This window comes from Streptomyces sp. NPDC059828 (genome assembly GCF_042731955.1).
GTDB lineage: Bacteria > Actinomycetota > Actinomycetes > Streptomycetales > Streptomycetaceae > Streptomyces.
On the sequence record NZ_JBHWIW010000008.1, the window covers coordinates 1 to 18,916 of the forward strand.

Below are 18,916 nucleotides of genomic sequence, written 5' to 3' on the forward strand. Positions count from 1 at the left end.
TTCATCGCACCCCTTCGCCCCGGCGGGCTGGCCCGCCGGGGCGAAGGGGTGCGATGTCGCGTGTGCACTCACCGGCAGTCGTCCCGCCTCACCCGTCTGCCGTTTCAACGTGCCGTCACGCGAAAGATCCGCCAGCCTGGGATCCAGCACTGGACAGGGACGTGTCCCTTCTCCCCGTACGGCGTAGGCCGCGCCGCTCCACGGCCCGAGGAGGCGCCATGTCGCACGGTTTCGGCAGGACCCGTTGGAAGCGCTTCGCCTTGGTGCTCGTCACCTCGGTGGCCGCAGCCGGGGCCGTGGGCGTGGGAATGGCCCAGGGGGCACTGGCTGCCTCCTTCCTGATCTCCGGCCGGACGTTCCAGGTCAGCGCGGACACGCTGGACGTCCGGGGCCTGAGCATCTACGGCATGGTCGACGTGACCCGGGAGGGCACCGCCGTACCGGTGACGGTCACCGGATTCCGGCATGCCGAGATCAGCGGCCTGTGCCAGTCGGTGGTGGTGCCCATCCCCGTACTGGGCCCGTACACCCTGAGGCTGACCGGTGGCGGCGGCGAGCAACGGGCCGAAGCACGGAACATGTTCATCGACGCGCAGGAGCTGGACGTCGGCCAGGCGAATTTCAAGGCCATCGACATGGGTGTGGCCGCGGGCGCCGTCACCAAGGGGCCGATCAATCCGGGCGACAAGCAGTCACGGTACTTCGATCCGGACGGCGTGGCCCAACAGGCCGATGCGGCGCGACTGACGGACGTGGAGGTGACCGCGGTCGCCGTGAGCGCGGCCACGCTGAACGTCCCCGATCTGAGCATGCGGCTCAGGCAAGGAAGTCACGAGTGTTTCTGAACCCCGGACCCACAGAGGCCGCGCCCCGACTCTCCCGCTTCCCGGTTGCGGGCCGGGAGCACGTGCGCACCGCACGGCACCGCTTCCGGGCGTGGCGCGGCAGCCGACCCTTCTGGGCGGGCCTGTTCACCCTGACGGCGGGTGTGCCCATCCTGTACTTCCCGTATGTGCGGCTGAGCCTTTCGGGTATCCCGCTGGCCCTGTCCACGACGGCAGGCGCCGGCGCCCTGATCACGGGCGTCCTCCTCATCGCCCTGGGCGTCAGCCTCTGGGTGCGACCGCAGACCCGGGTGTTCGCCGGAATCGCCGGCCTGCTTCTGTCGCTGGTGTCCTTCCCCCTCGCCAACTTCGGCGGACTCTTCCTGGGCCTGCTCGCGGGCCTGATCGGCGGCTCGCTCGCCTGCGCCTGGGCTGAGCCGGCGCAGGCCGGCGCCCCGGATACCGACGTCTGAAGCCTCCGCGAGACGTGAGCGGTGGGGCCAGGGGTTCAGCCCCGCGTGCGCCGCCGGTGACTGGCGTCGCACCACGGATAGCTGCGACTTCTGTGGCACATGCACAGGGCGACGCAGAAACGGTCCGAGGAGACCGTGCTGCCGTCCTGAAGGACGACCTCGATCGGGCCCTCGATGAGCAGGGGGCCGTCCACCGGGAGGATGACACGGCACCGCGGCCGGGTGCGGCCGGGCCCCTCAGCAGGTTCGTTCGGCACGGATCACCACCAACTCCTCCGCTTGGCTGCCGGGACCGAGGAGTCCGCGACTGCACAGCCAGGAACGCCGCGCGCGCAGCACGGGCCCGAAAGCCACCAGGTGACGCTCGGTGACGTCTGCGGTCAGCCCGGCTGCCCGCAAGCGCCCCAGGGTGAGCTCCACGCCGCTCAGGGCGGAGTGGACCACGAGCAGTACGCCGCCGGGCCCGAGAAGCGCGGGCACTTCGCGGCAGATGCGATCGATGACGGCCCGGCCGTCCCGACCGGCATCCCACGCTCGCGCGCGACCGTGTCGCGGTGGCGTGGGAGCGGGACTGGGTACGTAAGGCGGGTTCACGACGACAAGATCGAAACGGCGCCCCGCGACCGGGGTGGCCAGATCGCCGCGGAGCACCCGCACCCGCGTCCGGGACAGCAGTGCGTTGAGACGAGCACTCCAGACGGCGGGGCGGCAGACGTCCACCGCTGTGACCCGGGCTCCCCGCATCGCCGCCGCCAGCGCGAGTGCCCCGGTCCCCGTCCCGATGTCCAGGACCTGTGCTTCCGCCGGAAGCGCCTCGCGGCGCAGAGCCCGGGCCAGGATGGCCGTGTCGTCTTGCGGGGCGTACACACCCGGCAGAGCGATGAGCGTCAAACCGGCCTCGCTTCCAGGGCGAGCGACGATCTTCCGCCGCGCCATGCGTCCAGGACACGCGCCGCAAGCCGCTCCTCCAGATACACGGTGGCATCGATGCCGAAGACCACGTCGGCCTCAAGGCAAGGCTCATCCTCCAGAAGACCCCCGATCACCTCGCGTCGGACGACCTGCTCATGGACGGCGTCGGCCTCGACATGCTCGCCGTAGAAGAACTCGGCGGCCGGTCCGGCCCCCGTGCGCCTCATGGCATCCACCATGCGGCGGGATCCGGGCGACGAGGTGATCTCCAGCGTGGCGAAATGGCCGACCAGGCAGCCGCGCAGGGCGCGGTGCAGCCCGAACAGCGACATCAGATTGACGGTGGCCAGGACCTGGGCGGGGACGGCGTCGACATAGCGGCCGTAGGAAGTGTCGAGGCCCAGATCCGTCATGAGGTTCGCGAACAGCTGTGCGTGGACGCGCTCGGCTCGTCCCCCGCCGTATTCGTCGAACTCCACGGCTGCCATCCCCGCCTTGGCTCGGCCGCGGAGCCGCGGCAGCACCCAGGCGTGAGGATCTGCCTCCTTCAGGTGGTAGAGCGACCGCTGTGCCGCGTACTCCCTGAGCTGCCACAGCTCTCCCTCGTCCCTGAGGAAGTGGGACACGCCGTTGCCGTCCGTCGGCTCCGCCAGCAGTGTGTCGAGGGCCTCCTTCACCGTCGTGTGACGTGAAGCGTCCCGGCGCAGCGCGGTGAGGAATCGTTCCTCCAGCGGGCGGCGCAGGCGGATCAGCTCCGGATCCCATTCCAGGGCGGCGTCCACCCCGGCGAATCCCCGGTAGTGCAGCTCGTAGCACGTGTAGAGGGCAAGCTGGAGGTCGTGGCCGTACGGCTCCGCCTCCGACACCCGAAGGCCGGCGGGAATGGGTTGCGCCAAGGCGAGATACGCGGTGACTGCCGCCGAGAGCGGTCCGCGTGCCCGTGGGAGGTGCGGTCCGTCCCCCGAGGTCGCTGTTTCGGTCATGTCTTGCGTGTACCCCGGTGCCCCGGAAGCACCGTCGCCGGCGGCAGACTCCTCCGCGTACCTGTCGGCTCGACGCACCGTGACCACGACGCGGCCGACCGGATCCGGCCGGACCGGAAGACGTATGGTCCGGTTATGGGTGATATGTGGAAGGGGTGCCGCGATGTGCCGCTGCCCGTGCCGCTGAGCACCGCCCGCGAGGGCGGCCGGCCGGTGCACAGACGGAAGACCAGGTGACCTTATGCCCTCCGCCTCCGCCTCCGCCTCCTCGGCGACCGGCTCCGGCCCCGGTCCTGAGGCGCTCGACGCCGTCTTCGCCGAGGCCGTACGCGGCAGCAACGCCTCGGTCGGGCTCGTGTACGTGCTGGCGCCGGGGGAGCGGGTGCTGCGACTCGCGGTCGTGTCGGGCGTCGTGCCCCGGATTGCCGCTCCCTGGACCCGCGTCCCCGTGGACGCCCCCGTCCCCGTCTCGGACGCGATCCGGGAGCGCCGAGCGGTCTGGCTGGCAAGCCAGGAAGAGGTGGCCCGCCGCTACCCGCGGCTCGGAATCGTCCTGCCTTACGACTTCATGTTGGCCGCCGCCCCCTTCGAAGGCGAGAGCGACGCGGTGTGGGGCGGCTTGGTGCTGCTGTGGCCCACCTGGCACCCGCCCACTCTCAGTGCGCAGGAGCGTGAGGCGATCACCGCAGTCTGCCATCGCGCCGGGGTGCTCCTGGAGCAGGCCGTCGACCGCGGCGAGCCGCTGGACATCGGGGACGAGCCACGTGCGCTGCCCCCGCCGCGAGCGCATGAACCCGACCCCGACGAGGCAAGGGCCGCGCTCGATTTCGCCGAGCGCATCCCCGTCGGATGCTGCGCCCTGGACATGGACGGACGGATCACCTTCATCAACACCGCGGCGACCGAACTGGTCGGTGCGGGAGCGGCAGCACTGCGCGGTGCCCGGCCCTGGGAGGCGCTGCTGTGGATGAACGATCCCCTCTTCGAAGATCATTACCGGGCGGCCGTGGTCAGCCGACGGCCCACGTCCTTCACCGCCCTGCGCCCGCCGGACCGCTGGCTGGCCTTCCACCTGTATCCCGACGACCGCGGCATCAGCGTCCAGATCACCCCGCTCACCGGTGAATCCTCCCCGTCGACGCCCCCACGAACTGCGCAGCCCTCAGCGGAGCCAGGTGGGGCGAGCGCGTTGTACCACCTGATGCACCTGGCGGCTGCTCTCACGGAAACCGCGGGCGTCAACGACCTCGTCGAGACCGTCGCCGACCAGCTGGTGCCGGCCTTCGGGCCACGTGGCCTGGCGTTGATGGCGGTGGAGGACGGCCGACTGCGGATCGTCGGGTACCGCGGCTACAGCAGCCCGTTCATCTCCCGTTACGACGGAATGCCCCTGACCGCCGACACCCCGAACGTGCACACCCTGACCACCGGCGTCGCGCACTTCTTCTGTTCGTACGACGAGCTCAAACGCGCCTATCCCGGTGCCGATCGCTACGAGGACCGGGATGCCTGGGCCTTCCTGCCACTGATCGCCTCCGGCCGCCCCGTGGGCTCACTGGTCCTGTCGTACGACCAGCGCCGTCCCTTCCCTCCCGCGGAACGGGCCGTGCTGACCTCTCTGGCCGGACTGATCGCCCAAGCCCTCGACCGGGCCCGTCTCTACGACACCACACACCAGCTCGCCCGCACCCTCCAGACCGGACTCCTCCCGCACACTCTTCCCGACATCCCGGGACTGGACGTCGCCGCTCGCTATCTGCCCGCCGGTCACGGCGTGGAGGTCGGCGGCGACTTCTACGACCTCATCCGCAGCGACCCCGGTGACGCCGTCGCCGCGATCGGGGATGTCCAGGGCCACAACATCCAGGCTGCCGCGCTCATGGGGCAGGTCCGCACCGCCGTGCACACCCATGCCACTGCGGGAACGCCCCCCGCTCACGTACTCGCCCGCACCAACCGCCTGCTCATCGACCTCGAGCCGGGACTTTTCACCAGTTGCCTGATCGCCCGCCTCGATCTCTCCCGCCACCGTGCCCGGATCGCCACCGCAGGTCACCCCCCGCCGCTGCTCCTGCACCCCGACGGCCAGGTGGAGGTCGTCGCACTGTCCCCGGGTCTGTTGCTCGGTATCGACCCGGAGGCGCACTACGCCACCACGGAGATCCCCCTGCCCTCTGGCGCAGTGCTCGTCCTCTACACCGACGGGCTCGTCGAGGCTCCCGGCATCGACATCGACGCCGCTGTCGCGTCCCTGGTCGCCGGCCTCACCGGGCATCGGCACCGAACCACCGACGAACTCGCCGACCTGTTCATCGCCCACGCCACCGCCCACACCCCACGCACGGACGACATCGCCCTGCTCGTCATCCGCCGCACGCCGGAGCACCCCTGACGAACCGTTCCGGTCAGGCCGGATGCCCCGGTGGGAGGCCTTGGACATCACTGAAGGAGAGCAGCGGAGAAGGTGCGGGCACGGGATCCGACACGCCCACGGGTGACAGTACGAACCCTGTGTGGTCACCGCCGTCGAAGCGGCTCACGATCCGGCCGACGAACCAGGTGCGGACATCGGCGACGACCGGGACGCCGGTTCCGTCACGGTGCCACGCCACACGCTCGAACTTGTCGACGTCGTCGCCCGTGAGCGACCCGAACAGCGCGGCCAGATCCAGGTTGTGCCGATCCAGCACGTGTACGCCCAGGTGGGAAGCGTCGCTCGCGACGCCGTGGGTGTGGTTCGCCTTCGACAGCCATACGGCGAACTGCGGTGGGTCGATCGAGCACTGGGAGGCGAACCCCACGAGGCATCCGGAATACCTGTCCCCGGCTGCGGCCGTCACCACGTACAGCGGATAGTCCAGGACATCGGTGAACGCATCGAACTCCACCCCCACAACGTACCGAGTGGCGGGACGGTCTTTCTCAGCGACTTGCTGTGACGCCGGAATCACCCTACGCCGACGGGGTACACGAGGCGCATGACGTCTCCACTCGGACACCCCGCCCTGGCCGCTGACGCCGCTGCCGCCCCAGGGTGGCTGCATGTGGCGGTGATGGTCCTGGCCGTCCTCGTCCTCCTCTACAACTTGTCACGGCACAGCAGCTGAGCTCCTCAGCCACCCTCGTCGTCGCGCTGCGTCAGAGGGTGCACAGCAGGGCCTTGCAGGACGTCTCCGTCCACAGCGAAGCGGGAGCCATGGCACGGGCACTCCCACGCGCATTCCGCCTCGTTGAAGTGCACGATGCACCCCATGTGCGTGCAGCGGGCGGACACGGTGTGAAGGGTTCCGGCGGCGTCCCTGTGTACCGCCGACGGTCCGCCGCCCCGGCCACCAAGTACCGCGCCCTGGCCAGGACCGATGTCGTCCGCGAGCGGGGCCCTCCGCCAGGCAGTCGGCCGGCGATCAGATGCCGTGTCGTCTTCGCGCCGAGCCGAAGCACGGCCGGGCCCTCGGTCCGCGGGTGGGAGCGGACGGGGTCGTACAGGTCGGCCCAGGGGGAGCCGGTGTCGGTCAGCAGGCGGCTGAGCAGCCGCGCCGCCATCATGCCTCCGCTCAGCCCCCAGCCGCCGAAGCCCGTTGCCACATAGGCATGACGTGCCCAGGGATGGAGCCGACCTGCATGCGGCACATGGTCGGTCGAGAACGCGTCCTGGGCGGCCCAACGCCGGATCGGGGAGAAGCCTGAGAAACAACGCATCGCCCAGTCCGTCAAGGTCTGGACGTGCCAGGCCGCACCCGGGTCCCTCGGGTCTCCGGGGGTGAACTTGTCGCCGGTGACGATCAGCATGCGACTGCGGTGACCGGCCTGTGGGGCGGCAGGATGAGGCCCCTGGACTCATCATGTGAGTCCAGGGGCCTCATCCTGCCCGCCCGAATCCGCTACCTACATGTTCTTGCGGGCCTTGCCCTTCATCTCTTCGGCCGTGCCGCGCACGGTCTGTTCCGTTTCGGCAGCGGCCTGCTTCGTCTTGCCCGCCACACGGTCGGCGGTGCCTTTCGTGCGCAGCTCTTCGTTTCCGACCGCCTCGCCGGCCTTCTGCTTGGCCTTGCCGACGGTCTCCTGAGCCTTGCCGCGGATCTTCTTGCCCTGCGCAGCCACGTGAATCAGCTCCCTGCCGGGTTGACGATGCTTACGGCTACGTAATGCGGCTACCTCGGACGGTCCCCGCCAAACCTCGCCTTTCCCGGATATCGGGTCAGTTGCTTGCGGCAGGGCCCCGACCAGGTCGCCAGCCTTCGGATCAGGCCCTGGTCGTCATCTGCCGGCCCGGCTTGCAACTGAGTGCAGAATGCTGGCTGGGGTATATGTGTGTTATGGCCCTGTTGCAGCGGCTGGGAGAGAGCTCGTGGGGAGGGGCGGACCCGCGCGCAATGGACCAGATGGTGCGCACGGTCGGCGTCGAGGAGGAGTTCCTGCTCGTCGACCGGCACACCAGGCAGCCGGTGCCCAGAGCCCTGGAAGTGCTCGCCCGGGCTCGGCCCCTGCTCGGCGATCTGGTCCAGAGCGAGTTCTACAGCTGCGTCGTGGAGACGTGTACCCGCCCGACACCTTCCCTCGCGGATCTCCGCGAGCAGCTATTTCTTCTGCGGTCGCACATGGCGTCAGCGGCACGGGAGGCGGGCTGCCTGTTGCTGGCATCGGGAACGCCCATCATTCCTCCCACCAGTCCCATACCGGTCACCGACAAGCTTCGTTACCTGCGTATGCAAGCGCACTGCCGAGGCGTAGTGGACGGGGTGGAAGGCATCGCCTGTGGCTGCCACGTGCATGTCGGCACGCACGACAAGTCCGAAGCGGTGGCACTGTCCGGGCATGTCCGCCCTTGGCTGCCCACGCTCCAGGCCCTCGCTGCGAACTCTCCGTTCGGCGGCGCACGGGACAGTGGCTTTGCGAGCCGACGCTCGGTGGAGTTCGAGCGCTGGCCTTCCGTAGGGCCTTCCCCCCTGCTCGACCGCACCGGGTACGAGGCGACCCTGGACGCCCTGATCGACTCGGGGGTTGTCCTCGACCGGCGCTCGCTCTACTGGTATTCCAGGCCGTCGGAGCACGTACCCACCCTGGAAATACGGGTCGCGGACGTCAACGCCGACCTGCACAGCACCGTCCTGCTTGCCGCGATCGTCCGTGGACTGTGCGCCGCGCTGCTGGCCGATGTACGCGACGAACGCCCGCCGCCCCCGGTGGCGGACTCCCAACTGCGCACTGCTCACCGGTGCGCTGCCCGTGCCGGTGTGACCGGATTCCTGCCCGACCCCCTGACCGACCGGCTGGTGCCCGCCAGGTGGCTCGTCGGGAAGCTCCTCGTCCGCGCGGCGCCGGGTCTCGCAGCGGCCGGTGATCTCCCGACGGTGCTCAGCCTCCTCGCTCGCCACCTCAGTCTCGGCACCGGAGCGGACCGCCAGCGCGCCTGGTACCGCCACGCGGGGCAACTCCGGGATGTCGTCGACGCGACAGCTCGCTTGACCGTCTCCCGGACAGGGGTGTGATCTGTCGGCGCGCCTCGCGGTACCCGTCGAGCGCAAGCAGTGGGCCTCAGGGGCTGGCGACCGACGGCTCACCAGCTGCCTTCACCTCGATCGCCTCATCGTGGTGATGGGTGGTGTCAGGGTGGGGTGTCCTGGAGGGTGATGCGGGCGGCGACGCGTTTGCCTACGGCCTGCCGCTGGATCTCGAGAGTGTGGGTGATGGCTTTGACGATCTCCAGGCCGTGCTGGCCGATTCGGTCCGGGTCGAAGGTTCGGGCTGCTGGGACGTTCGGGTCGCTGTCCCAGACGACGACTTCGATCTCGGTCGTGGTGATTTCCAGCTCCATCAGCACTGGGCCGGGGGCGTATTTGCAGGCGTTGGTGACGAGCTCGCTTACGACGAGCTGGGCCAGTTCCGTGGTGCGAGGGGGTACGTTCAGGCCTTGCTCGGCCCGTGCCCGAGTGAGGAAATCGCCCACGTGGTCGCGGGCCTCGGCGATGCATCCGTTGCCCCCGCCGAAGGCGTAGCCGGCCCGTCGGAGCGTGGGACAGCCCTCGCCGTCAGCCTGCGGCTCCATCAGCATCCCGGGTCCCGACTTTCGCGGTCTTGTGTGAACCCCCACGTTTTCATACACGTCATGGACGTGCAGTGGGGGACCGTCCACATGTCCGGGACAGGCGGCGCGGATGCCTTCGGTCGAGCGTCGAAAGCAGGCTTGCCGGGCAGGGCGCAGCTCCGGAGTGGTCAGTCCGCCGCGCCGAAGGCGTCGGCGCGTATGTGGGGCATGGGGCTGCCTGCCACTCGGTATGGTTCGTCCGGGGGACGCACGGTCGAGGTGACCCGCACGGTCAGCGGTCCTGCCCACTCATACCCGTTTCGTTCGCCGTGGCGATTCAGATCCTCGGCGAGCGCCTGTCCCAGCGTGCCGCCGCAGTTGCGCATCAACTCCTCGTAGACCGGCTCGTCGAGCTCCACCTCGTAGGCATTGGGCACGATGACCCTGCTCTCGCTGCACACCACAGCGTGCTCATCGCACGTACGACGCAACGCATCGAGTAGTTCGACGGGCTCATGGCGAAGGGCCTTGGAGACCAGCGCGTTCTGCCAGCGCTCCAAGGCGCGCTCCCACCGCGTCAGTGCTTCCCCGCTCATACGCCGGCACTCGCCTTCGTCGTCAGCGTCGTCAGCGTCGTCCGCGCAGTCGGCTGAGCAGGCTGCGGGCCTGGGCACGCCTGCGCGGGTCGGAAGCGGCACGCCTGGCCGATGCGATGGTGCGACGGCCCTGCGGGCTCCGAGTGAACTGCTTGAGGCGAGTCATCAACCCGGACATTGGCCCTCCTTCGGTTTGTGTCCCCTCCGCTTACCCGGTGCCGCTCGAACGATGTCCGCACAACGCCATCAGGTGCTGCATGGTTTCGGCGGCACGTACGGCGGCGACGCCACAACAGGTGTTGAACAGCACGTCGGCCCCGAACTTCGACGGGGGTGTCTGTGTGGGGGCGACGGGTACACGATCCGAGGGTCGGCCTCCCCGTCTGGTCCCCGACCTCTCTATCAGGGCGGTGCGTCGCTGGTGGTGCCTGTCAGTGGGGGACAGGCACCACCAGCGGCACGGGGCGAGCAGCAGGATCGGCACCTGATCGGAGGCAGGTCGCGGACGGTCCCCCTTACCTATGCACGTCCCCTAACCGGACAGAGCGTGTTCGGGGCAGTGGTGCGTACGGGGTCGGTTGTCAGGACCATGTCGCGCCATGCGGAGCGGCTGTGCCTTCGCTCGTGGTCCAGCGGATGGCCGACGGTCCAGTCAGGGGCGGCCGGCCAGGAAGTGGGCGATGGCGGTGAACTTATTGAAGTCGCCGGTGGCGGTAAGCGCGTGCAACCGATCGATGAGGGCGGCCAGGTTTTGGCTGTCGTCGGGGACCGAGTAATGCAGGGGGTAATGGAAGGCGCAGGCGAGCTCCACGAAGTGGTGGAGGAAGGCAGCCCTCATAGGCCAGGCCGCCAGGGCCGCAGCAGCGGTTTTCAGGGACTGGACGAGGACGTACCTCTCGTCTTGCTCCCGTACGCTGCGTAGCCTGGAGAGCCCGACCGCCGCCTCGCAGTACGACCGGCGGTCACCACACCATCGTGCTTCTGTCGTCCTGTATGTATGGTCGTGACCTCGTGAGAACCGTCGCCCGGGTCTCTCGGCGACACCAGCACGCGGGCGGACGGAATCAGGTATCCGGGCCATTCGCCGAACCGCCGCGCAGCCGTTCCCCGGAACCCGCGCCCCAAACCTCGCGCCGCGCAGAATGCGGGACATGCTTGTATTACTGCGGCGGTGGTAGACCAGAGAGAAGAAGCCGGAACGAGGAGGGGAAGTGGCCATCGCCGCACCGGGTGGGGAAGACCCGCTTGAGGAGTTTCGGCGCAGCCTGCCGGCCGAGATATTCGAAGAAGTCACGGCGGCGGCCTTCGCTGTGGACGACAAGGGAGTCATCGTCGCGGTCAACGGGCGATCCGAGAAGTTGTTCCAGATGACGGCGAACGAGCTCGTCGGCCATGACGCGCACGACCTGCTACACCGTGACAGTCACGGACATCCGTTGCCTCGCAGCCGCTGCGGACTGAGGATGGCTCTCCTCACGAACAGCACCAGGCACTGCGAGCTGGACTGGTTCACCCGCGGTGACGATACGGTGATTGGCTTGTCCTGGGTCATCACTCCCTGCGAACTCGGCGCCGGAGCTCTCGGCGCCTTGGTCCTGCTCTACAAGCCGGAGGACCCGGCAGACGCCCACCAGGACGACGCCGAGGTCTCCACGAGGCTGACGGAACTGGACCGACTCGCACTCCTCGCGGAGACCACCACCCAGCTCACCTCCACACTGGACGTGGACGCAGCGCTGCGCCGCCTGGCAGCACTGACGGTGCCCCGGCTCGCGGACTGGGCGGTCTTCGACCTGATCACCGAGGTCGACGAGGTCAGGCGCGCACTGGTCGTACAGCATGAGGAAGGCGTGCTGATCGAGCGCCCGGACCTGCAGGGCCCCATGCCTCCAGTGCCGCAGGAATCGCCGATGCCCCTGTCGCGGGCCCTGCGCGGTGCCGCCTCGACGCTTGCCAGCCCGGCCATGTACCACGGGCCACCGGACTCCGGTATCGCCGTCGAGCAGCAACGGCTCTTCAGCGAGACGGGCATGCACTCGGCCGCCATCGCCCCGATCCGTGGACTGCGCGAGGTGCTGGGTGCACTTACCCTCGGCCGCTCGCGCCGGGCCGAGCCCTTCACCGCCTCCGATCTGCCGCTGCTGGAGGACCTCACCCGGCGGGCGGGCCTGGCTCTGGACAACGCACGCCTCTACGAGCGGCAGCGCAAGGTCGCCGAGACGATGCAGCGGCATCTGCTGCCACAGATGCCCACGGTGCCGGGGCTGGAGATGACGGCCCGGTATGTGCCCGCTCCGCATGCGTCTCAGGTCGGCGGTGACTGGTACGACGCCTTCTCGCTCTCCGACGGTGCGACCGCCCTGGCGATCGGCGACGTCGTGGGCCACGACCTCGACGCCGCCGGCGGTATGGCACAGATCCGCAACATGCTGCGAGCCTTCGTCTGGATGCATCCCGAGTCGCCATCCGTCGCGGTCACACATCTCGACCAAGCGGTCATGCATATCGCTCAGGAACCGATGGCCACCATGGTGGTGGCCCGGATCGCCAGGGGTGACGACGGATGCTGGACGCTGCACTGGACCAACGCAGGTCATCCGCCCCCGCTCCTGGTTTCCGAAGACGGCAGGACACGCTTCCTGAAGGGCGGGCACGGCATGCTGCTCGGCACCGGTGGCCAGGGTTCCCGGACGGATGCCGTACTCACTCTGCCGCCGAGGTCCACCCTCGTCCTCTACACCGACGGACTGATCGAGTCCCGCCGCCACACCCTCGACGACGGAATGGACAGGCTCCGAAGACACGCCGCGTCCCTGGCCCGCCGCCCGCTGGACTCCTTCAGCGACTCCTTGCTCAGTCAAGCGCGCCCGGAGGACAACGACGACGACGTCGCATTCCTGGCCCTTCGCACCCCTGATCAAAGCCATGCAGGCTGACCGCCGCCTCAGTTGAGTGCGGCTTGGAGAGCCTCAGTCAAATGGGCCGTCGGAGCAGAGGCGGTGTCGTGCGCGGTCTTCGCCCACCGCACCGCCGCGCTGCGTCACTCTGCGAAGTGGGTGAGAGGGCGAGCGACCTATGCCCGGGAGCAGCTACTCGGAGAGCCCTTGAGGGAAGGCCGGGTGTGAACCGATGCGCCGGTGCAGCCCGTGGGGCCACCGTTGTGAGGGCTCGGTGACTCCAAGGGAGCGAGAACTCCAGCGCCCCCCTCAGGTGGCATAAACGGTTTGCGGCGGCGCGGCGAGGCCACCGAGAGTGGTCTGATGCATGACAGACCCCTCATGAGCGTGCGCGCCGCCACACTGGACGACGCGCCGTTGATCTGCGACCTCCTCAACGCCATCGACACCATCGAGATCGGCCGCCCGGACACCGACCTGCACACCGTCGAAGCCGACCTCGGCCATGCCGAGGTGGACATCGAGCAGGACACCTGGCTGGCCTTCGAGGGTGACCGGCTGGTCGCGTACGCGCTGGTGTGGGACGACTCGGGCGCTGACCGCATCGACGCCGACCACTACGTGCTGCCCGAACACCAAGCCGCGGGGGAGCGGCTCCTGGAACTGGCAGAGGAACGGGCGCTGGCGCGCGCACGCGCCAACGGAGCCACGCAGGCAGTCGTGCACCTGCACCTCAACCAGCAGCCGACGACGGACACCGAGCGGCTCGAAGCCCGCGGCTGGCAGCGAGTACGGCGCTACCACGTGATGCAGCGCCCCCTGTCCGTCCAGTCCGACCTCGTTCCGCAGCCGCCCCCGGGTACGACCCTGCGGGACTGCACCGCCGAAGCCGACCGCCTGCGCGCCCACGCACTGGTCGAGGAAACCTTCGCAGCGCACTTCGACCACCAGAGCCGCAGTTATGAGCAGTGGTTCGAGGACATCGACGGCTCCCGTCAGGACTGGTCCCTGGTGTGGATCGCCTCGACCGAGGACCTCGGCGACACCGCGGTGCTCCTGTCGCGCAACGACCGCGCCAGCATGGGCTGGGTCCGCAACCTCGGAGTCCGCGAGGAAGCACGCGGCAGAGGCCTCGGCGGCTATCTGCTGCGGCACGCCTTCGGCGTGTACGCGCGACTCGGCCGGGAGACCATCGGCCTCGGGGTGGACACCCTCGACAAGAGCGGGGCGCTGCGCATCTACGAGGCGCACGGCATGCGCAGGCACTACGCCGTCGATACATGGGAAGTGACCCTCCCGGTGAAGAACGGCTGACCCCCTTTCAGACCCCCTTGCTGACGTGGTGTTTTAGAGTGGAGGCCGCCCAGTTCTGACCATAGGACCTGTGAGGGATAAGCGAATATGCCGACGGAAACGTTTGAGTTTCAGGTGGAGGCCCGTCAGCTGCTCCAGCTGATGATCCACTCGGTCTACTCGAACAAGGACGTCTTTCTGCGGGAGCTGGTCTCCAACGCCTCCGACGCGCTGGACAAGCTGCGCCTCGAGAAGTTGTGGGACGACACGCTCGACGCCGATGTGTCCGACCTGCACATCGACATCGACACCGACAAGGACGCCCGCAGCCTCACCGTGCGGGACAACGGCGTCGGCATGTCGTACGACGAGGTCGGGCGGCTCATCGGCACGATCGCCAACTCGGGCACCGCGAAGTTCCTCCAGGAGCTCAAGGAAGCCAAGGACGCGGCCGGACAGGAAGGGCTCATCGGCCAGTTCGGCGTCGGCTTCTACGCGGGCTTCATGGTGGCGGACGAGGTCACCCTGGTCACCCGGCGCGCCGGTGAGAGCCAGGGGACCCGCTGGACCTCGCGCGGCGAGGGCACGTACACACTGGAGACGGTCGACGATGCCCCGCAGGGCACGTCGGTCACCCTCCACCTCAAGCCCGCCGACCCGGAGAACCAGCTCCACGACTACTGCTCTCCGTGGAAGATCCGGGAGATCATCAAGCGGTACTCGGACTTCATCACCTGGCCGATCCGGATGGTGCCCGAAAGCGGCACCGCCGAGGCCGGCACCGGCGACGACGCCCCCGAGGCCGAGACGCTCAACTCCATGAAGGCACTGTGGGCGCGGTCGCGCGACGAGGTCTCCGACGACGAGTACCACGAGCTCTACAAGCATATCGGCCACGACTGGCGGGATCCGCTGGAGACGATCCGCCTCCAGGCAGAGGGCACCTTCGAGTACCAGGCCCTGCTGTTCCTCCCCGCGCACGCCCCGCACGACCTGTTCACCCGGGACTTCAAGCGCGGTGTGCAGCTCTACGTCAAGCGCGTGTTCATCATGGACGACTGCGAGGCGCTGCTGCCGCCGTACCTCCGCTTCGTCAAGGGCGTCGTCGACGCGGCGGACCTCTCCCTCAACGTCTCCCGCGAGATCCTCCAGCAGGACCGCCACATCGAGATGATGCGGCGACGGCTGACGAAGAAGGTCCTGTCCACGGTCAAGGAGATGATGACCAGGGACGAGGACCGCTACGCCACGTTCTGGCGGGAGTTCGGCACCGTGCTGAAGGAGGGTCTCGTCACCGACCCGGAGAACCGCGAGGCCATCCTCGCCTTCGCGTCGTTCTCCGGTACACACCACGCCACCGAGCCGACCACGCTCAAGCAGTACGTGGAGCGGATGAAGGACGGCCAGGAGGACATCTACTACCTGACCGGCGAGTCCCGCCAGAGCATCGAGAATTCCCCGCACATGGAGGCGTTCCGGGACCGGGGCATCGAGGTGCTGCTGCTCACCGACCCCGTCGACGAGGTCTGGGCCGACGCCGTCGGCGAGTTCCAGGGCAAGAAGCTCCGCTCTGTCGCCAAGGGCCAGATCGACCTCGACACCAAGGACGACGACACCCCCGACGCGGAGCGGGAGAAGCAGACCGAGGAGTACGCCGGGCTGCTCGCCTGGATGACGGAGAAGCTGGACGAGGACATCAAGGAAGTGCGCCTGTCCTCCCGTCTCACCGTCTCTGCGGCCTGCATCGTCTCCGACGCGCATGACCTGACCCCGGCCCTGGAGAACATGTACCGCGCGATGGGCCAGGAGGTCCCCCGCGCCAAACGGATCCTGGAGCTCAACCCGGACCACCAGCTCGTGAAGGGCCTCAACCAGGCCCACAAGGACCGTGAGGACCACACCGGACTCGCCGAGACCGCCGAACTCCTCCTCGGTCTGGCCACCCTCGCCGAGGGCGGCCAGCCCAAGGAACCGGCCCGGTTCGTCAAGCTGATGGCGGACCGCCTGGAGCGCGCGCTGTAGGCGTCTGGCAAGCCGTCGGCGGTCTGCCTCAGCAGACCGGCAGGCCGCCGATGCGGGGCGAACGGAGTGGCGGCGGGGCGCCTTCCGCCGTCGCCTGTGTCCCGGGAGTATCCTCGCGCCCAACGACTGCCCTGGCGACGCGCGAGGAATGGTGTCCATGCGGGAGATGAGCGGGCGCGAGTGGCGTTCCTTCGTCCTGGAAGGCACGAGGACCGGCAAGCTGGCGACGAACCGAGCTGACGGCAGACCGCATGTGACCCCGGTCTGGTTCCTCATCGACGACTCGGAGACCGACGGTGGGGGGACACCTCAGCTCCTCTTCACGACATGGCACGAATCCCTCAAGTGCAAGTCCCTGCGCCGTGATCCCCGCTTCTCGCTCTGTGTCGACGACCAGCAACCACCGTTCGCGTACGTCATGTTCGAATGCACGGCACGACTCACCGACGAGCCGGGCGAACTGGCTCGGTGGGCGGCGCGGATCGGCGCGCGCTACATGGGCGAGGCACGCGGGCGTGAGTACGGCGAGCGCAACGCGGTTCCCGGCGAGTACCTGGTGCGCGCACGGGTGGACCGGGTGATCGCCCGCCACGGAATCGCCGAGTAACACCGCATTGACCGGCGAGGTGGACGGCAACGAGGACGTGTCGAGCGCGGGCTCGCCGAAGCACCTGTGCGCTGCCCGGGCATCTGAGTAGCCGTACTCAGGCTCCCGCGGACCCCGGCCGCCATGATGAAGCGGCCGAGGAGAAGGAGCGCCGCCATGTCCCTGATCGAGACCACCCCTCACCCCACCGCCGATACGCCCGCACCCCACGCGGTTCTCCCCCGTGTCTGCGTCCTCGTCGTGGTCACCGGACTCGCAGTCTCCGCCTGGGCGCCGTACGACCGCGTGACCTGGCTGCTGGAAGTGGTGTGGGTGCTGATCGGGCTGCCCCTGGTCGTGCTGGCGTGGCGGCGCTTTCCGCTGACGGGCCTGCTGTGCTGCCTGCTCACGGCGCACGCCCTCGTGCTGGCGCTCGGCGGGCACTACACCTACGCCAGGGTGCCACTCGGTGAATGGGTGCAGAGCGGCCTCGGGCTGGCCCGGAACCCGTACGACCGGTTCGGACACCTGATGCAGGGCTTCGTCCCCGCCATCCTGGTGCGGGAGTTGCTGGCACGCACCTCACCACTGCGCGGCAGCCGCTGGCTCGCGCCACTCACGGTCTGCGCATGCCTGGCCTTCAGTGCGGTGTTCGAGATGTTCGAGTGGGCGGCTGCCGTGATCGGCGGGCACGCAGCGGACGACTTCCTGGCCACACAGGGCGATGTGTGGGACACCCAGTGGGACATGTTCTGCGCGCTGGCCGGGGCCACACTCGCGCTGCTCGTGCTCAGCAGGTGGCATGACCGGCAGCTGACACGACGGTTCGCGTAACCGGGGGATGGAAGGCTCCTGGCTATGACCGTGCTCCGTGGTGCCTCCGTCGTGCTCCGTCCCGCCGTCGGCGAGGACATCCCCGCTCTGGCGGCCATCCGGGCCACGCCCGAAGTGCGGGCGCGGTGGAGCGGCGGGGATGCCCCGCCGGATCTGGAAGCCGACATCGCGGAAGACCTCGAGGATCCGGCCACCCGGTGCCTGACCATCGAGCACCGGCAGCGGATCATCGGCATGATCCAGTGGTACGCCGAGGAGGAACCCGACTACCGGCACGCCGGTATCGACCTCTACCTCGATCCCGCGGTGCACGGAAAGGGCCTGGGCACGGATGCCGTGCGGACACTGGCCCGGCATCTCATCGACGTCCACGACCACCACCGTCTGGTCATCGACCCGGCCGCCGACAACGCCGCCGCGATTCGCTGCTACAGCAAGGCCGGATTCCGGCCGGTCGGGATCATGCGTCAGTACGAGCGAGGCGCCGACGGCACCTGGCACGACGGGCTCCTGATGGACCTTCTGGCCACCGACCTGGTGCGCTGAGCCCTCGCCGCCTGCCGCGCCCGATCAGTTGGGTCCCGACCAGTAGGAGTCGTCCCACAGCTTCGCGTCAGGGGTGAACTCGACCTCGACCCTGTCGGCCGCGTCCGGCGGAAGCGAGAACGCGTACTTGCCGACGGCCTGCCTGCCGGGCAGGACGTACCCGGTGATCACCTTCTGACGCCCGCTTCCGTCGATCACCAGCTCCGCGGACGCACCGTCGGCGTCGTTGACGCTCGGCAGACCCGTCTCGACCGGGAGGCGCTTCTTGCTCGTGTTGACGACGGTCACCGTCACCTGAACGGCCTTGTTCCCCTTCGCGTGGCCGAGCACGAACTCGTCCGGGACGAACGGCTCCGGCTTGGCCACCGTGACCTTCAGCCCGTTCTCGAACATGTACGACTCACCGAACGCGAGGTGCCGGGCCTTCTCCTTCGCTTCCGCCGCCTTCTCAGCGGCGGCCTCCGAGGCCTCGGAGGCGCGGGCCTCATCGGCGGCATCCTTCACCATCACCACGGCGAACACTCCGCCGCCGACCGAGAACAGCAGACCGACCGCACCCAGGACCACTCCCGTGAGCGCCATCGCCTTGTTGGTCGCGAGCCCCTTACGCGCATGGCTGAGCCCGACGAAGCCGAAGACCACGGCCAGCAGGGCGGGCAGCCAGGACATCCAGAACAGGATGACGACCAGGCCGAGGACCACGCCGACTATGCCGAGCACCAGGGCTGTGACACCCATCGCGTTGCGGGGCTGCGGCACCGGTGCCGAGTACGACGACCACTGCGCGGGGGCCGGGTACTGCGTGGCGGCCGGTGCCGTCGGCCGCGGCTCCCATGGATCACGACCGGCGGACTTCCGGCCCTCGGGGTTCTGGTCGCCGGGCGGAGGGGGAGTGGTCACACGCGGTCCTTCGGACAGTCGGATC

At 68.9% G+C, this 18,916-nt stretch carries 22 protein-coding genes and 1 pseudogene; 11 read left to right on the forward strand and 12 right to left on the reverse strand.

The features are described 5' to 3' along the window. Window positions 1-218: 218 nt before the first annotated feature. Both ACFV6V_RS06995 and ACFV6V_RS07000 read left to right on the forward strand, forming a co-directional pair. Window positions 219-845: a DUF6230 family protein gene (locus ACFV6V_RS06995; protein WP_385560221.1), complete on the forward strand. Its 627-nt coding sequence runs from the start codon at window positions 219-221 to the stop codon at window positions 843-845. Then, the gene (locus ACFV6V_RS07000; RefSeq protein WP_385560223.1) at window positions 836-1,297 is read left to right on the forward strand and encodes a DUF6114 domain-containing protein; all 462 of its coding nucleotides are present in this window, start codon (window positions 836-838) and stop codon (window positions 1,295-1,297) included. Before ACFV6V_RS06995 ends, ACFV6V_RS07000 begins: the two co-directional genes overlap by 10 nt. 35 nt (window positions 1,298-1,332) lie before the next feature. Here ACFV6V_RS07000 and ACFV6V_RS07005 read toward each other — a convergent pair whose 3' ends face one another. The 3 genes from ACFV6V_RS07005 to ACFV6V_RS07015 are packed head-to-tail and all read right to left on the reverse strand — an operon-like array spanning window position 1,333 to window position 3,192. Beyond that, window positions 1,333-1,554: a CDGSH iron-sulfur domain-containing protein gene (locus ACFV6V_RS07005; RefSeq protein WP_385560226.1), complete on the reverse strand. Its 222-nt coding sequence runs from the start codon at window positions 1,552-1,554 to the stop codon at window positions 1,333-1,335. Further along, window positions 1,535-2,188 carry a HemK2/MTQ2 family protein methyltransferase gene (locus ACFV6V_RS07010; RefSeq protein ID WP_385560228.1) on the reverse strand — a complete coding sequence of 218 codons (654 nt, stop codon included), beginning with the start codon at window positions 2,186-2,188 and terminating at the stop codon, window positions 1,535-1,537. Before ACFV6V_RS07010 ends, ACFV6V_RS07005 begins: the two co-directional genes overlap by 20 nt. Continuing rightward, window positions 2,185-3,192, reverse strand: a complete 1,008-nt coding sequence (locus ACFV6V_RS07015) for an iron-containing redox enzyme family protein (protein WP_385560231.1) — start codon at window positions 3,190-3,192, stop codon at window positions 2,185-2,187. The genes ACFV6V_RS07010 and ACFV6V_RS07015 overlap by 4 nt, the downstream gene beginning before the upstream one ends. Before the next feature lie 241 nt (window positions 3,193-3,433). Here ACFV6V_RS07015 and ACFV6V_RS07020 point away from each other — a divergent pair, with 241 nt between their 5' ends. Then, complete coding sequence (locus ACFV6V_RS07020) at window positions 3,434-5,584, forward strand: SpoIIE family protein phosphatase (RefSeq protein WP_385560234.1); 2,151 nt, start codon at window positions 3,434-3,436, stop codon at window positions 5,582-5,584. 13 nt (window positions 5,585-5,597) lie between these two features. Here ACFV6V_RS07020 and ACFV6V_RS07025 read toward each other — a convergent pair whose 3' ends face one another. Then, window positions 5,598-6,080, reverse strand: a complete 483-nt coding sequence (locus ACFV6V_RS07025) for a flavin reductase family protein (protein ID WP_385560236.1) — start codon at window positions 6,078-6,080, stop codon at window positions 5,598-5,600. 90 nt (window positions 6,081-6,170) lie between these two features. Here ACFV6V_RS07025 and ACFV6V_RS07030 point away from each other — a divergent pair, with 90 nt between their 5' ends. After that, a complete protein-coding gene (locus tag ACFV6V_RS07030; protein WP_361287408.1) occupies window positions 6,171-6,299 on the forward strand; it encodes a hypothetical protein in 129 nt (42 codons plus the stop codon). A 5-nt stretch (window positions 6,300-6,304) separates the two neighbouring features. Here the strand turns inward: ACFV6V_RS07030 and ACFV6V_RS07035 are convergent, their stop codons facing one another. From ACFV6V_RS07035 to ACFV6V_RS07045, 3 genes and pseudogenes are all read right to left on the reverse strand, one after another. Continuing rightward, a complete protein-coding gene (locus ACFV6V_RS07035; protein ID WP_385560617.1) occupies window positions 6,305-6,796 on the reverse strand; it encodes a Rieske 2Fe-2S domain-containing protein in 492 nt (163 codons plus the stop codon). Further along, window positions 6,724-6,981, reverse strand: a pseudogene (locus ACFV6V_RS07040) (FAD-dependent oxidoreductase); the annotation flags it as partial. The pseudogene ACFV6V_RS07040 and the gene ACFV6V_RS07035, both read right to left, overlap by 73 nt. 96 nt (window positions 6,982-7,077) lie before the next feature. Beyond that, window positions 7,078-7,293 carry a CsbD family protein gene (locus ACFV6V_RS07045; protein WP_385560239.1) on the reverse strand — a complete coding sequence of 72 codons (216 nt, stop codon included), beginning with the start codon at window positions 7,291-7,293 and terminating at the stop codon, window positions 7,078-7,080. 272 nt (window positions 7,294-7,565) lie between these two features. On the opposite strand from ACFV6V_RS07045, the gene ACFV6V_RS07050 reads away from it, so the two are divergent. After that, window positions 7,566-8,681, forward strand: a complete 1,116-nt coding sequence (locus ACFV6V_RS07050; protein ID WP_385560242.1) for a glutamate--cysteine ligase — start codon at window positions 7,566-7,568, stop codon at window positions 8,679-8,681. A gap of 116 nt (window positions 8,682-8,797) precedes the next feature. Here ACFV6V_RS07050 and ACFV6V_RS07055 read toward each other — a convergent pair whose 3' ends face one another. The 4 genes from ACFV6V_RS07055 to ACFV6V_RS07070 form a co-directional block, all read right to left on the reverse strand. Beyond that, window positions 8,798-9,238 (reverse strand): ATP-binding protein, encoded by a 441-nt coding sequence (locus ACFV6V_RS07055; protein WP_385560245.1) that lies wholly within the window; start codon window positions 9,236-9,238, stop codon window positions 8,798-8,800. Between the two features lie 167 nt (window positions 9,239-9,405). Further along, window positions 9,406-9,813 carry a DUF3662 domain-containing protein gene (locus ACFV6V_RS07060; protein WP_385560247.1) on the reverse strand — a complete coding sequence of 136 codons (408 nt, stop codon included), beginning with the start codon at window positions 9,811-9,813 and terminating at the stop codon, window positions 9,406-9,408. 31 nt (window positions 9,814-9,844) lie between these two features. Continuing rightward, entirely contained in the window at window positions 9,845-9,991 is a 147-nt protein-coding gene (locus ACFV6V_RS07065) for a hypothetical protein (RefSeq protein WP_385560251.1), read from the reverse strand. Window positions 9,992-10,465: 474 nt separating this feature from the next. Further along, window positions 10,466-10,651, reverse strand: coding sequence for a hypothetical protein (locus ACFV6V_RS07070; RefSeq protein WP_385560254.1), 186 nt, complete (start codon window positions 10,649-10,651; stop codon window positions 10,466-10,468). Between the two features lie 373 nt (window positions 10,652-11,024). Here ACFV6V_RS07070 and ACFV6V_RS07075 point away from each other — a divergent pair, with 373 nt between their 5' ends. From ACFV6V_RS07075 to ACFV6V_RS07100, 6 genes are all read left to right on the forward strand, one after another. Next, complete coding sequence (locus ACFV6V_RS07075) at window positions 11,025-12,749, forward strand: SpoIIE family protein phosphatase (protein ID WP_385560256.1); 1,725 nt, start codon at window positions 11,025-11,027, stop codon at window positions 12,747-12,749. Between the two features lie 324 nt (window positions 12,750-13,073). Next, window positions 13,074-14,024, forward strand: coding sequence for a GNAT family N-acetyltransferase (locus tag ACFV6V_RS07080; protein WP_385560259.1), 951 nt, complete (start codon window positions 13,074-13,076; stop codon window positions 14,022-14,024). An 87-nt stretch (window positions 14,025-14,111) separates the two neighbouring features. Continuing rightward, the gene (gene htpG / locus ACFV6V_RS07085) at window positions 14,112-16,025 is read left to right on the forward strand and encodes a molecular chaperone HtpG (RefSeq protein ID WP_385560262.1); all 1,914 of its coding nucleotides are present in this window, start codon (window positions 14,112-14,114) and stop codon (window positions 16,023-16,025) included. A 157-nt stretch (window positions 16,026-16,182) separates the two neighbouring features. Then, window positions 16,183-16,632 carry a PPOX class F420-dependent oxidoreductase gene (locus tag ACFV6V_RS07090; RefSeq protein WP_385560265.1) on the forward strand — a complete coding sequence of 150 codons (450 nt, stop codon included), beginning with the start codon at window positions 16,183-16,185 and terminating at the stop codon, window positions 16,630-16,632. Window positions 16,633-16,788: 156 nt separating this feature from the next. Further along, the gene (locus ACFV6V_RS07095) at window positions 16,789-17,445 is read left to right on the forward strand and encodes a DUF2238 domain-containing protein (RefSeq protein ID WP_385560269.1); all 657 of its coding nucleotides are present in this window, start codon (window positions 16,789-16,791) and stop codon (window positions 17,443-17,445) included. 24 nt (window positions 17,446-17,469) lie between these two features. Continuing rightward, a complete protein-coding gene (locus tag ACFV6V_RS07100; protein ID WP_385560272.1) occupies window positions 17,470-17,991 on the forward strand; it encodes a GNAT family N-acetyltransferase in 522 nt (173 codons plus the stop codon). Between the two features lie 24 nt (window positions 17,992-18,015). Here ACFV6V_RS07100 and ACFV6V_RS07105 read toward each other — a convergent pair whose 3' ends face one another. Next, the gene (locus ACFV6V_RS07105; protein WP_385560275.1) at window positions 18,016-18,891 is read right to left on the reverse strand and encodes a DUF4190 domain-containing protein; all 876 of its coding nucleotides are present in this window, start codon (window positions 18,889-18,891) and stop codon (window positions 18,016-18,018) included. Between the last annotated feature and the right edge of the window lie 25 nt (window positions 18,892-18,916).